The following is a 13336-nucleotide window of genomic DNA, read 5'->3' as shown; positions in this document are numbered from 1 at the left end:
GCGCTCAGGTGCCGGCGAGCGCCACCGTCGGCGCCAGCCGGCTCGCCCGGACCGCCGGATAGAGCCCCGCGAGCATGCCGATCACCAGCGTTGCGCCCACCCCGGCCGCCGTCGCCCACACCGGGACCACCGTCGGCCAGCCCCTACTCAGGGCGTACGCCGCCGTGATCAGCGTCCCCAGGACCGTGCCGCCGAGGCCGCCGATCACCGACAGCAGCAGCGACTCCGTGACGAACTGGGTGCGGATCTGGCCCCGGGTGGCCCCGAGCGCCCGGCGCAGCCCGATCTCCGGGCGGCGCTCCAGGACCGAGATCACCATCGTGTTGCCCACCCCGACCCCGCCGACGAGCAGCGCCACCCCGCCGAGCCCGAGGAGCAGGCCGGTGAGCGTCGACTCGGTGGCCTCGCGGGCCGCGAGCGCGTCCGAGGGGCGGGACACCTGCACCTCGCCCGGCTTCGCCGGATTCGCCGTGGCCGGGAGGACCGCCCGCACCGCCGCGACCGCGCTGTCGTCGGTACGGACGTAGACCGTCGAAGGGCGACCGTCGAACCGGAGGTACGTCCGGGCCGCCGGCCCGCCGACGAGCGCCGCGCCGTCCAGCTCGGGAGCGAGGGGTACGGGGTCGAGGACGCCGATCAGCGAGAACCAGCGGCCCCCGATCCAGAGCCGGGTCCCCGGGGCGTGCACGTCGAGCCGCTGCGCCGCCGTCGCGCCGAGCACGACCGCCGGATACGTGGCGGTCGCCGCGTCCAGCCAGCGGCCCCGGCCGACGTGGCCGCCGACGGCCGGGAGCAGGCCCTCGTCCGCCGCGAGGACGGTCAGGGAGCCGGTGCGGCCCACGGCGATCCGCTCGTTGCGGTAGACCTTCGCCCCGGTCGCTCCGGTGGCCGCGACCTCACGGACCGGCGGGACGCGGTCGATCATGCGGACCGCATCCGCCGGGAGCCGCGTCCTCTCGCCGCCGAGGGTGGCCCCCGGGGCGACCCGGAGCAGATTGGTGCCGAGCGCGTCCAGGCGGCGGTCCACCTCCGCCTGGCCCGAGCCGGAGATGCCGACCACCGCGATCATGGCGGCGACGCCGATCGCGATGCCGAGGGCGGAGAGGAAGACCCGCAGGGGGCGGGTGCGCAGGCCGGTGCCGCCGAGCCGGAACACGTCGGCGGGGCGCAGGCGGGCCGGTCGCAGCCCGGTGCCCTTGTCGATCATGCGGGCGCTCCGCTCGTGGGTTCCGTGACCGTGTCGGCGACCACCCGGCCGTCGCGCATCTCGATGCGGCGGGGCAGGGCGGCGGCGATCTCCCGGTCGTGGGTGATGACGACGACGGTCGTCCCGGCCGCGTGCAGCTCGCGCAGCAGCGCCAGGACCGCCGCGCCCGACGCCGAGTCGAGGTTGCCCGTCGGTTCGTCGGCGAGCAGGACCGCCGGTCCGCCGACCACCGCCCGCGCCACCGCGACCCGTTGGCGCTCGCCGCCGGAGAGCTGGTGCGGCAGGTGGTGGACGCGGTGGCTGAGCCCGACCCTGGCCAGGGCCGAGGCGGCGCGTGCCCGGCGGCGGCGCAGCGGGACCCCGGCGTACAGGAGGCCGTCCGCGACCGAGTCCAGGACCGGGACGCCGACCGCCAGGTGGAACTGCTGGAAGACGAAGCCGATCCGGGTGGCCCGCAGCGCGGAGACCTCCCGGTCCGTCAGGGCGGCGATGTCGTGGCCGTCCACGAGGACCCGTCCCGCCGAGGGGCGGTCCAGGCTGCCCATCAGGTTCAGCATGCTGGACTTGCCCGAGCCCGAGGGGCCGACGATCGCGACGAGTTCGCCGCGGTGGACGCGCAGGTCCACGTCCCGGACCGCCGCGACCCCACCGGGGTACGTCTTCGAGACCTCGCGGAACTCCACGACGACGGAGTCGGGGGCGCTCATTGGGGGATCCTCACCTTCATGCCCTCGGTGACCGCCGGGCCGCTCACCTCCACCATGCCGTCGGCGAACAGGCCCGTCCGGGCCGCGACGAAGCGGCCGTCGGGGGTCTCCAGGCCGTGCCCGCCCTCCGCCAGGGCCACCAGGGCCGCGACCGGGACGCTCAGGACGTCCTCGCGCTTCCGGCCCACGTACTCGACGGTGACCGGGCCGCTCTCCAGGCGGCCAAGGGCCCGCTGGTCGGGGAGGGCGATCGTGACCGGGACCGTCGGGGCCGCCCCTCCGGCCCCGCCCTCGGGGGCGGCCGCCTCCCTTCCCACCGACGCGACCCTGCCCTTCAAGGGGCTTCCGTCGGGCAGTCCGACGGTGACCTCGGTGCCGCGGGCGGCCCAGGAGGCCTCCTGCGCCGAGGCGTTGACGACGACCTTGCGGGTCGTGCCGGTGTACGTGAGGGCGTTCTCGCCGGCGGCCGAGCCGAGCCGGACGCCCGCCGGGCCGAGGCGCACCCGGCCGGAGGCGTAGACGACGTCGCCGAGGCCGATCCGGCCGGTCTCGGGCAGGTCCAGGGCCTTCTGCCAGCGCTTGACGGCCCGTTCGGTGCCGGACGTGAACTCCTCGTCGACGGTGAAGCCGGTGTAGCCGAGCGCGGCGAGGTTGGACTCGAACTGGAGGACGTCCATGCCGCGGAGGGGCAGGGGGCGTGGGGGTGTCGCGGGAGGGGCGGCCGGAGGTGCCTCCGATCCCTTGGCGCTCTTGTCACCTTCTTGCTTCGGAGGCGTGGTCCGGGGCGGGTCGGGGGCGGTCGCGGCCGCCGTGCCCAGTTCGCGGTACATCGGCAGCGTGCCGTAGAGCAGCACCACCGGCCGGTCGTCGACCCGCAGCAGGGTGTCCCCGCGTTCGGCGGTCGCGCCCGCCTCCGGGAGCCAGGTGACGGTGCCGGTCGCCTTCACCGGAAGGGGTATCTCGGTCCCGTATCCCAGCGTCCCCTCGACCTTGGTCCGTTCGACGAGGGTCACGCGGGTGACGGCGACCGTGGAGCCCGCCCGTGGTGGGGCGGCGGGGGGCTCGTCGTCCCCGCCGCCGAGGCCGAGCGCGCCGACCGCGGCGACGGTCGTGACCGCGACGAAGGCCGTGGAGAGGAGGACGGTACGGCTCCGGCGGCGAGGGGCCTCCGTGTGCGTCTCGCTCATCGCTCAGCCCTTGCCCGGGCCCTGCTCCACCGGGTCGCCGATGATCGGCGCGCAGGTGCGGCCGGCCTGCTTGGCGGCGGCCGTGGTCGAGTCCCACTGGGCGTCCCCGTAGGTGTTGCCGTCGGGCTCGGGGTCGGGGAAGTCGGGGGCGCCGTTCTTCTGCATGCAGGCGGCGAACTCGAACTGCTTCTTGATCTGTTCGGGGGTGAGCTTGGGAGCGAGCCGCCGTTCGATCTCGGCGGGGACCGACGGCTTGTCCTTGCTGCACTTCTCCAGCGCCTTCCGGCTGGCCGGGTTCGCCTTGAGGGGGCGGGCGTCGCCGAGGTCGACCTGGCCGTTCCCGTCCGGGTCGGGGGCGTCGATGCCGTTCGCGCGCAGGCACTTCACCCAGGCGCGCTGGGATTCGACGTACGCGGTGACCTCGTCCTTTCCGTCGCCGCTGCCGGTCGTCCTGCCCGTACCACCGGACGGGGTGCCTTCGACCGCCGTCGGGATCCTGCCGGCCCCGTCGTCGCCGCCCCCGCCGCAGCCGGTCAGCGCGAGGGTCACGGCGGCCGCCGCGGCGGCGAGCAGCACGCGGTTCGTCCTCATCGGTTCTTCCGTCCTTCCGTCGGGCCCCGGGCCGCGAGCGCGGTGGGTGGCCCGACCGTAGGGCCGGGATCATGAAGAACCTTTGAAGAACCTGTCTGGCGGCCATGAGGCCGCCCCGTACCGCGGAATCAGCTGCCTTCGGAGCGCAGGCGGCGGTCGAGGGCCAGGGACAGTTCCGCCTCGACGACGTTCTTGGCGAGCGGGCGCAGTCGCCAGACGTCGTCCTCGGCCGCGTGGGCGCGCAGCAGGTCGGTGAAGAGCTCCGCGAGGGCGTCGGCGTGTTCGCGGACGCGGGCGCCCGCCTTGAGGACCTCGGCGAGCGGGATGCCCTCGCGGACGAGTGCGGCGGAGACGTCGAGCAGGCGGCGGCTGATGTGGACGATCTCCTCGCCGTCCGTGACGAGGTAGCCGAGGTCGAGGGCGGCCGCGAGGTTCTCGGGGGTGACCTCGCCGGCGAAGTGGTCGGCGAGCTCCTCGGGGGTCAGGCGGACGGGCTCCTCCTCGGTGGGAGGGCCGAGGGCGAGGACCTCGCGGACGTTCCGGCCGCTCTCGAAGGCGCTGGTGAGGTCGGCGATGCCGTTGAGGGTGTGGCCGCGCTCCAGGAGGGCGGCGATGGTGCGCAGCCGGGCGAGGTGGTGCTCGTCGTACCAGGCGATGCGGCCCTCGCGGCGGGGCGGCGGGATCAGTCCGCGCTCGCGGTAGAAGCGGAGGGTGCGCACGGTGATGCCGGCGGCCGTCGCCAGCTCCTCCATGCGGTACTCGCGCACGCCGCCGGTTCCCGGTCCTTCGACTGATCCTTCTGCCACGCACGCCAGCCTATGTTGTACCGCCGGTAACTTTCCCTCGCCGTACCCCTACCGCTCGGTATGGAGCTGCTCTACAGTCCCGACTGTGCCAGTGATTGCTGGCGTGATCTGTCGGGCGCGCGGGAGGCGGCATGGCGAAGCACGAGCACGTACGGGTGGCGGTGATCGGATCGGGATTCGGTGGCCTCGGCGCCGCCGTCCGGCTGCGTCGCGAGGGAATCACCGACTTCGTCGTCCTGGAGCGGGCCGACTCCGTGGGCGGCACATGGCGCGACAACAGCTACCCCGGCTGTGCCTGCGACGTGCCCTCGCACCTCTACTCCTTCTCCTTCGCGCCCAATCCCGACTGGCCGCGGACCTTCTCCGGACAGCGCCACATCCGCGCCTACCTGGAGCATGTCACGGACACCTTCGGGATCCGTCCCCACCTGCGCCTGAACCACGAGGTGCTGCGGATGGAGTGGGACGCCGAGGCGCTCCGCTGGGAGATCGAGACCAGCCGGGGCAGCTTCAGCGCCGAGGTCGTCGTCTCCGCCACCGGACCGCTCTCCGACCCCAAGATCCCCGACATCCCCGGGCTCGCCGACTTCCCCGGCAAGGTCTTCCACTCCGCCCGCTGGGACCACGACTACGACCTCACCGGCAAGCGCGTCGCCATGATCGGCACCGGCGCCTCCGCCATCCAGATCGTGCCCGCGATCCAGCCCCTGGTCGGGAAGCTGACGCTCTTCCAGCGCACGCCCCCGTGGGTCATGCGCCGCATGGACCGGGCGATCAGCGGCCCCGAGCGCTGGCTGCACCGCGCCGTGCCCGTCACCGGCACCCTCCGCCGCGGCCTCCTCTGGGGCATCCGCGAACTCCAGGTCGGCGCCTTCACCAAGCACCCGAACGAACTCGGGCTCATCGAGAAGCTCGCCAAGGCCAACATCGCCAAGGCCGTCAAGGACCCGGTGCTGCGGGCCAAGCTGACGCCCTCGTACCGCATCGGCTGCAAGCGCATCCTGCTCTCCAGCACGTACTACCCGGCGGTCGCCGAGCCCAACGTCGACGTCGTCGCCTCCGGACTGCGCGAGGTCCGCGGCTCGACCGTCGTCGCCGCCGACGGCACCGAGACCGAGGTCGACGCGATCGTCTTCGGCACCGGCTTCCACGTCACCGACATGCCCATCGCCGAGAGGGTCGTCGGCGCCGAGGGGAAGACCCTCGCCGAGACCTGGAAGGGCGGCATGGAGGCGCTGCGCGGCGCCACCGCCGCCGGCTTCCCCAACTTCATGACGGTCATCGGCCCCAACACCGGCCTCGGGAACTCCTCGATGATCCTCATGATCGAGTCCCAGCTGAACTACATGGCCGACTACCTGCGCCAGCTCACCCTGCTCACCTCCTCCGGTCGCGGCGGGCGCGCCGCCCTCGCCGTCCGTCCCTCCGCCGTCGGCGTCTGGAACCGCAAGGTGCAGGCCCGGATGGAGCGGACCGTCTGGAAGGCGGGCGGCTGCGAGAGCTGGTACCTCGACGCCAACGGCCGCAACACCACGCTGTGGCCGGGCACGACGGGCGAGTTCCGCAAGGAGACCCGGCAGGTCGACCTCTCCGAGTACGAGGTGGTCCGCGCGGCGGAGCCCGCTCCGCCGGCGAAGAGCCGCGCCGCCTCCCGCAAGAAGGAGGCCGCCCAGTGAGCGCGCACCTCATACCCCTGCCCACGCCCCGCGAGCTCACCGCCCTCTCCGCGGACGGCTCCCCGATCCACGTCGAGGTGTACGGCCCCGAGGGCGCGCCCGCCGTCGTCCTCGCCCACGGCTGGACCTGCTCGATCACCTTCTGGGCCGAGCAGATACGGGCTCTCGCCGCCGACCACCGGGTCATCGCCTACGACCAGCGTGGCCACGGCAGGTCCCCCGTGCCCGCTCCGGGCGGCTACTCGACGACCGCGCTCGCCGACGACCTGGAGGCGGTGCTCGCGGCCACCCTCGGCCCCGGCGAGCGGGCCGTCCTCGCCGGCCACTCCATGGGCGGCATGACGCTCATGGCCGCTGCCGGACGCCCCGGCTTCCGACAGCACGCCGCCGCCGTCCTCCTCTGCTCCACCGGGCCCTCGCGGCTGACCGCCGAGGCCACCGTCGTACCGCTGCGGCCCGGCGGTCTGCGCAGCCGGCTGACCAAGGCCGTCCTCGGCGCGAAGGCGCCGCTCGGCCCGGTCAACGCCGTCTCGAAGAAGGTCCTCAAGTACGCGACGATGGGACCGGGCTCGGCGCCCGACCGGGTCGAGGCCTGCGCCCGGATCGTGCACGCCTGTCCGCGCGTCTCCCGCTACGGCTGGTCGCAGGTCCTCGCCGGCCTCGACCTCGAAGCCGGGCTGCGGGAGCTGCGGCTGCCGGTGGCCGTGCTCGTCGGCACCGCCGACCGGCTCACCCCGGCCGTCCACTCCCGCGCGATGGCGGACGCGCTGCCGCACTGCACGGGCCTCGTCCAGCTGGCCGGCATGGGCCACATGACGCCGGTGGAGGCCCCCGAGGCCGTCACCGCGCAGATCCGCGAACTGACCCTCACGTACCTGGGCGTGAAGTCCGGGGACCAGGAGAAGCAGAAGGAGCAGGCATGAGCAGGATGAGCCTGGAAGGACAGGTCGCGGTCGTCACCGGAGGGGCCCGAGGCGTCGGCGAACTCCTCGCCCGCAAGCTCTCCGCGCGCGGAGCGAAGATCGCGCTCGTCGGCCTGGAGCCCGAGCAGCTCAAGGAGGTCGCCGGCCGGCTGCACACCGAGGCCGACTGGTGGCACGCCGACGTCACCGACCACGAGGCCATGGCGAAGGTCGCGGCCGAGGTCAAGGAGCGGTTCGGGAAGGTCGACATCGTCGTCGCCAACGCCGGTGTCGCGGCGGGCGGTCCCTTCGTCGAGTCCGACCCCGACGCCTGGCGGCGGGTCATCGAGGTCAACCTGATCGGCGGCGCCGTGACCGGCCGGGCGTTCCTGCCCGTCCTCATGGAGTCCCGCGGGTACTTCCTCCAGATCGCCTCGCTCGCGGCGCTCACCCCGGCCCCGATGATGACGGCGTACTGCGCCTCCAAGTCGGGCGTCGAGGCCTTCGCGCACAGCCTGCGCGCCGAGGTCGCGTACAAGGGCGTGAAGGTCGGCGTCGGCTATCTGTCCTGGACCGACACCGACATGGTGCGCGGCGCCGACCAGGACGACGTGATGCGCGAGCTCCGCTCCCGGCTGCCGTGGCCCGCGAACCGCACGTACCCCCTCGGCCCGGCCGTCGACCGGATCGTCGCCGGCATCGAGCGGCGCTCCTCCCACGTGTACGCGCAGTGGTGGCTGCGCGGGATGCAGTCGGTCCGGGGCTATCTGCCCGGGATGATCGCGACGGTCGGGCAGCGGGAGATGCGGCGCTTCGAGCCCCGTCTCGGCTCCGTCTCCAAGGGGCTCGTGGGCGCGGGCGGCGCGGCCGACGAGCAGGCCCGCGCGGGGGACACGGCCCGGCGGTGACAGGGCGTATTCGATCGACATGCGTGGAATGTTCGCCCGTGCAAGGCTGATCGGGACCCAAGGGGCGCGATGTCCCCGGGTCCCCCTCACACCCTCCTAGGAGTGAACCTTCATGGGTAAGCGAGACCAGTTCAGCGACAAGGCGGAGCAGCTCCAGGCGCAGGCCAAGCAGGCCAGGGGCAACGCGAAGGACGAGGCGTCCGAGCGTGCCTCCCAGGGCCGTGACCGCACCGAGGCCGAGACGCGCAGGGCCCAGCAGGAGGCCCAGGACCGTTTCGACCAGGACTACGACGCCTGACGCCCGCTCCTCGAAGGCGCACCCGGGACGCCGGGTGCGCCTTCGCGCGTTCCCGGGCGGGGCGCGTGCGGGGTGATCGAGAAGGTCCGGTCGAGGAGGACGCTCTCGGCGCGGTCCTGGAGGCGGCGCGCGAGCAGGCTGAGGTCGGCCGTCCGGGCGGACGGGAGGGATATCGCCAGGGCGGCGGCCGAGGAGCCGACCGTGATGGGGACGGCGGCGCAGACGGAGCCGAGGGCGTACTCCTCGTACTCGAGGAGGGGCGTCCCGCGCCGCTGGGAGGCGAGGCGGCGCTCGATGGCGGCGCGGCCCGCCACCGTGTGCCGGGTGAGCGGGGTCGCGGGGTGCCGGTCGAGATGGTCGGCGCGCTCCTCGTCGCCGAGCTGCGCGAGGAGCACCTGGCCGGCGGCGTGCGCATGGCCGGTGAGGCGGAAGTCGGCCCACTCGCTGACGGGCGGGCAGTCGGGGTTGCGGGAGGCCGTCGTGACCCGGATCTCGCCCTCGCGGTAGACGACGAAGTAGACGGCGGCGTCGAGTTCCAGACTGAGATGGTCGGCCCACTCCTGGGTGGGCAGGCTCTCGGGAGCGGAGGACTGCGGGATCGCGAGCCCGCCGGCGTCCGCGAGGGCGTACCCGTGGCGGTCCTTGGTCACCAGGCCCTCGTGGCAGAGGGTGCGCAGCAGGTGGTACGCGGTGGGAAGTGGCAGGTCGGTGTCGCGCGCGAGCTGTTTGGCGCTGGCGCTGCCGCCCCGGTGGTTCAGGGCGCGCAGGAGGTGGACGGCGCGCTGGACGGACTGGATGAGGGTCTGGCCGGTCGATTGTCGATCGGGCATGCGGCTTCCTGTTCTGCATCTTCTGCATCCTGGACGGCGTGCTCCGCCCGGCGGGTTTCCGCCGTGACCGGCCCCGGGCCGCAGGATATTAGGGCGCCCTTTCCCAGGCGAGCGCATACCGTGCCCCCCATGCCTGAACTGCAGCGACTGCGCCCCGACCACGCGCCCGCCCTGCTCGCGTTCGAGCGGGACAACAGGGCCTACTTCGCCGCCTCCGTGCCCGACCGGGGAGACGCGTTCTTCGAGGAGTTCGAGGACCGGCACCGGGCGCTCCTCGACGAGCAGGAGACCGGTGCGATCCACTTCCACGTCCTGGTGGCGGAGGACGGGGAGGTACTCGGCCGCTTCAACCTCGTGGACGCCGTCGACGGGGCCGCCGAGCTCGGCTACCGGGTCGCCGAGAAGGCGACCGGGCGGGGTGTGGCGACGGCCGGGGTGCGCGAGGTGTGCCGACTGGCGCGGGAGGCGTACGGGCTGACGCGGCTGACCGCCGCCACGACCCTCGACAACGCGGGGTCGAGGGCCGTGCTCGGGCGGGTCGGCTTCGGCGCGGTCGGGAGCGTGACGCTGGACGGCGAGCCGGGCACCTCGTACGAGCTGGACCTCGGCGCGGCCCGCACGTAGGGCTTCCGTGCGGGCCGCGCCCGGGCCTAGGGCCTGCCTTTCGGATCATGCCGGGCTCGGGCGGTCCTATCCGGCCGGCCCCGTGGGCCGCGGCGGCAGTTTCGGGCGGGAGCGGTCGGGGACCGCCTCGTAGCCCGGGGGGCTGGCCGGCGGGGTCTCGTCGAGGAGCGAGAGGGCGACGTGCACGGCGTCGTCGAGCTGGGCGTGCCGGCCCTCGGCCCAGTCGAGGGGGGTGCGCAGGACCGCGAGGTCGGGTTCGACGCCGTGGTTCTCCAGGGACCAGCCGTACTCGGGGAACCAGGCCGCGTTCATCGGGACCGTGATCTGGGTGCCGTCGCCGAGCCGGTGACGGCCGGTCATGCCGACGACCCCGCCCCAGGTGCGCTGCCCGACGACGGGACCGAGGCCGAGGAGCTTGAAGGCGGCGGTGATCATGTCGCCGTCGGAGGAGGTGGCCTCGTCGGCGAGCGCGACGACGGGGCCGCGCGGGGCGTTCGAGGCGTACGAGACGGGCTGGGCGTTCCGGGTGAGGTCCCAGCCGAGGATCCTGCGGGTGAGTTTCTCTATGACCAGCTCGCTGATGTTGCCGCCGGCGTTGCCGCGGACGTCGACGATGAGCGCGGGCCGGGAGACCTCCATGCGCAGGTCGCGGTTGAACTGCGCCCAGCCGGAGCCGCCCATGTCGGGGATGTGGAGGTAGCCGCAGCGGCCGCCGCTGAGCTCCCGGACCACCGCCCGGCGCTTGGCGACCCAGTCCTGGTAGCGCAGCGGGCGTTCGTCGACGAGCGGGACGACGGCGACGCGGCGGGAGCGGCCCTCGCCCTCGGCGGGGGTGAAGGTCAGCTCGACGGTGGTGCCGCCGGTGCCGGAGAGCAGCGGGTACGGGCCGGCGACCGGGTCGACGGGCCGGCCGTCGACATGGGTGAGGACGGCGCCCTCGCGGATGCCGGTGCCGGCGAGCGGGGAGCGGGCCTTGGAGTCGGAGGACTCGCCGGGCAGGATCCGCTTCACCGTCCAGCCGGCCTCCCTGGGTACGAGGTTGGCGCCGAGCAGGCCCATGGGCCGCTGGTAGTGCGGCGGGCCCTCGTTGCGGCGGGCGGGGGTGACGTACGCGTGCGAGGTGCCCAGTTCGCCGGCGACCTCGCGGAGCAGGTCGGCGAACTCGTCGGGGGAGGAGACCCGTTCGACGAGCGGCCGGTACTGGTCGAGGACCGCCCGCCAGTCGACGCCGCCCATGCCGGGTTCCCAGAAGTAGGCGCGGACGATCCGGCCGGCCTCGTCGAAGGCCTGGCGCCACTCGGCGCCCGGGTCGACCTCGTGGAGGATGCGCCGCAGGTCCAGGTAGACGGTGGAGTCGCCGTCCCCGGACTCGGTGGAGGGCACGGCCCGCAGCTCGCCCTCGTCGGCGACGACGAGCCGGGTGCCGTCGCCGCTGACCGCGAACCAGTCGAGGTCCTTGGCGAGTTCGGTCTTGCGGGCCTTGGTGATGGTGAAGTGTTCGAGCGAGGGGCGGCCCGAGGTGTCGGCCGGATTGGCGAAGGTCTCGCCGAGCGCGCCCGAGATCGGCCAGCGCAGCCAGACCAGCCCGCCGCCGCTGACGGGGTGCAGCGCGGAGTACTTGGAGGCGGCGACCGGGATGGGGCTGACCCGGTCGGGGAGCCCCTCGATCTCGACGGTGACCGTGCCGTCGCCGGTGTCCGTGTCGTCGTCGGCGGGGTCGAGGCCGCCGGCCGCGGGGCGCCCGTCGGGCAGCAGCGCGAAGGGGGAGGGCGTCGCGGAGGAGAGCGGCACGAGGTAGGGGCGGCAGCCGAGCGGGAACGACAGGTCGCCGGTGTGCACGTCGTACACCGGGTCGAAGCCCCGCCAGGAGAGGAAGGCGAGATAGCGGCCGTCCCGGGTGAAGACCGGGTTCTCGTCCTCGAAGCGGCCGTTGGTGACGTCGACGACGGTCCGGGCGCCGGGCCCCGAGATGCGGGCCATCTTGATGGAGCGCAGGGAGCGGCCGATGCCGGGGTGGGACCAGGTGAGCCAGGCGCCGTCGGGGGAGAAGGCGAGGTCGCGGACGGGGCCGTTGACGGACCGGATCAGCTCGATGACCTCGCCTTCCTCGGAGCCTCCCGCGGAGCCCCCGGTGGCGTCCTCGCCGGTGTCCTCGGTGTCCTCGGTGTCCGCGGTGTCCGCGGTGTCCGCGGTGTCTTCTGTGTCCGCGGTGTCTTCGGTGTTCGCGACGGCAGCCGCGTCCTCGGACACGGTGATGAGGAGGAGCCGCCCGTCGTGGGAGGCGATCGCGAGCCGCTCGCCGTCCGGGTCGGAGATGAGCTCCTCGACCCGGCCGAGCCGGCCCGAGGCGAGCCGGCGCGGCGGCCGGTCGCCGCTGGCCCGCGGCAGGTAGGCGACCTCGATGGCGTCCTCGCCCTCGGCGTCGGTGACGTACGCGACCTGGCCGCCGCTGCCGAGCATCTCGGGCAGCCGGACGCGGACGCCCGGGGTGTCGATGATCGTGCGGGCCGGGCCGTCGCGGTGCGTGAGCCAGTACAGGCTGCCGCGGACGGAGACGGCGCTGGCCCGGCCGGTCTCGTCGACGGAGACCGCGTCGACGTGGTGGGCGGCGGGCACCTGGTAGTGGCGGCGGCCGACGCGCTGCCCGCCGAGCCGGACCTCCAGCTTCCGGGGGCGGGAGTCGGCCGTGAGGGTGTCGACGATCCACAGCTCGCCCGCGCACTGGTAGACGACCCGGCGGCCGTCGCTGGAGGCGTGCCGGGCGTAGAAGGCGTCGTGGTCGGTGTGGCGGCGCAGGTCGGTGCCGTCGGGCAGGCAGGAGTAGAGGTTGCCGACGCCCTCGTGGTCGGAGAGGAAGGCGATCCGGCCGTCGACGGCCATCGCGCAGTCCAGGTGGCCGCCGATGTCGGGCAGCAGCCGTTCGCCGTGCAGCCAGAGGCGACCGGTGGCGCCGCCGAGGTAGCGCTTCCAGGCGGCCGGCTCGTGCGGCGGCTTTCCGGTGAGGAGGAGGGTGCGGCGGTCGCCGACGTTGCCGGTGGCGTCGGGGTGGCCGCAGACGCCGGGGTCGTCGGTGACGCTGATGTCGGAGACCGGGCCCCAGGGCATGCGGAGGCCGGGGGAGCCGTCGGTGGGGACGGTGTAGGCCCAGGAGTAGTACGAGAAGGGCTGCCCGTGCGAGGAGACGGCGAGGATGTCGGAGCGGCCGTCCCGGTCGGGGTCCGGGGGCGTCCAGCCGCAGACCCGGGTGTCGGTGGAGCCCCAGTAGGTGAGGCGCCGGGCGGAGCCGCCGTCGATGGGGACGAGATGGATCTCCGGGTCGAGGCTGCGCCAGTTCGTGTACGCGATGTGGCGGCCGTCCGGCGAGAAGCGCGGGTGGCCGACCCGGGTGCGGTCGACGGTCAGTCGCCAGGCCCGGCCGGGGCGGTGGCCCTCGGGGACGAGGGGCGCGATCCAGAGATCGTCCTCGGCCGCGAAGCACAGCAGGTCGTCGTGGAGGTGCGGAAACCGGAGATACGCGACGTCGTCACTCACCTGTACATGCTTTCCGCGCGGAGGGGGCGCGGCAACTCGTACGTGTGTGCCTGTGCGTGTGGGCCAGGA

General features: G+C 73.9%; 12 protein-coding genes. 5 read left to right on the top strand and 7 right to left on the bottom strand.

What is annotated here, in order from left to right; all coding sequences use genetic code 11:
- Positions 1–4 precede the first annotated feature (4 nt).
- From SGA01_RS31270 to SGA01_RS31250, 5 genes are all read right to left on the bottom strand, one after another.
- On the bottom strand, positions 5–1207 hold the full coding sequence (locus tag SGA01_RS31270) for an ABC transporter permease (RefSeq protein WP_141300697.1): 1203 nt from the start codon (positions 1205–1207) through the stop codon (positions 5–7).
- Positions 1204–1914, bottom strand: coding sequence for an ABC transporter ATP-binding protein (locus tag SGA01_RS31265; RefSeq protein ID WP_141300695.1), 711 nt, complete (start codon positions 1912–1914; stop codon positions 1204–1206). The genes SGA01_RS31270 and SGA01_RS31265 overlap by 4 nt, the downstream gene beginning before the upstream one ends.
- Positions 1911–3101 (bottom strand): peptidoglycan-binding domain-containing protein, encoded by a 1191-nt coding sequence (locus tag SGA01_RS31260; RefSeq protein WP_141300693.1) that lies wholly within the window; start codon positions 3099–3101, stop codon positions 1911–1913. Before SGA01_RS31260 ends, SGA01_RS31265 begins: the two co-directional genes overlap by 4 nt.
- A gap of 3 nt (positions 3102–3104) precedes the next feature.
- Positions 3105–3692, bottom strand: a complete 588-nt coding sequence (locus SGA01_RS31255; RefSeq protein WP_141300691.1) for a hypothetical protein — start codon at positions 3690–3692, stop codon at positions 3105–3107.
- 128 nt (positions 3693–3820) lie between these two features.
- On the bottom strand, positions 3821–4444 hold the full coding sequence (locus tag SGA01_RS31250) for a MerR family transcriptional regulator (protein ID WP_055646240.1): 624 nt from the start codon (positions 4442–4444) through the stop codon (positions 3821–3823).
- A 185-nt stretch (positions 4445–4629) separates the two neighbouring features.
- Here SGA01_RS31250 and SGA01_RS31245 point away from each other — a divergent pair, with 185 nt between their 5' ends.
- From SGA01_RS31245 to SGA01_RS31230, 4 genes are all read left to right on the top strand, one after another.
- Positions 4630–6174 carry a flavin-containing monooxygenase gene (locus tag SGA01_RS31245; RefSeq protein ID WP_141300689.1) on the top strand — a complete coding sequence of 515 codons (1545 nt, stop codon included), beginning with the start codon at positions 4630–4632 and terminating at the stop codon, positions 6172–6174.
- Positions 6171–7097: an alpha/beta fold hydrolase gene (locus SGA01_RS31240; RefSeq protein ID WP_141300687.1), complete on the top strand. Its 927-nt coding sequence runs from the start codon at positions 6171–6173 to the stop codon at positions 7095–7097. The genes SGA01_RS31245 and SGA01_RS31240 overlap by 4 nt, the downstream gene beginning before the upstream one ends.
- Positions 7094–7984, top strand: a complete 891-nt coding sequence (locus tag SGA01_RS31235; RefSeq protein WP_141300685.1) for an SDR family oxidoreductase — start codon at positions 7094–7096, stop codon at positions 7982–7984. Before SGA01_RS31240 ends, SGA01_RS31235 begins: the two co-directional genes overlap by 4 nt.
- Before the next feature lie 112 nt (positions 7985–8096).
- Positions 8097–8282, top strand: a complete 186-nt coding sequence (locus SGA01_RS31230) for a hypothetical protein (RefSeq protein WP_141300683.1) — start codon at positions 8097–8099, stop codon at positions 8280–8282.
- On the opposite strand, the gene SGA01_RS31225 is transcribed toward SGA01_RS31230, so the two are convergent.
- Positions 8270–9112 carry an IclR family transcriptional regulator gene (locus tag SGA01_RS31225; protein WP_167534228.1) on the bottom strand — a complete coding sequence of 281 codons (843 nt, stop codon included), beginning with the start codon at positions 9110–9112 and terminating at the stop codon, positions 8270–8272. The genes SGA01_RS31230 and SGA01_RS31225 overlap by 13 nt on opposite strands.
- A gap of 129 nt (positions 9113–9241) precedes the next feature.
- Here SGA01_RS31225 and SGA01_RS31220 point away from each other — a divergent pair, with 129 nt between their 5' ends.
- Positions 9242–9736, top strand: a complete 495-nt coding sequence (locus SGA01_RS31220; RefSeq protein WP_141300679.1) for a GNAT family N-acetyltransferase — start codon at positions 9242–9244, stop codon at positions 9734–9736.
- Between the two features lie 66 nt (positions 9737–9802).
- Here the strand turns inward: SGA01_RS31220 and SGA01_RS31215 are convergent, their stop codons facing one another.
- Positions 9803–13267, bottom strand: a complete 3465-nt coding sequence (locus SGA01_RS31215; RefSeq protein ID WP_141300677.1) for a S41 family peptidase — start codon at positions 13265–13267, stop codon at positions 9803–9805.
- Between the last annotated feature and the right edge of the window lie 69 nt (positions 13268–13336).

The organism is Streptomyces gardneri, assembly GCF_006539185.1.
GTDB lineage: Bacteria > Actinomycetota > Actinomycetes > Streptomycetales > Streptomycetaceae > Streptomyces > Streptomyces gardneri.
The sequence above is the reverse complement of the archived record's forward strand: the minus strand, read 5'-3'. Positions and strand labels throughout refer to the sequence as shown.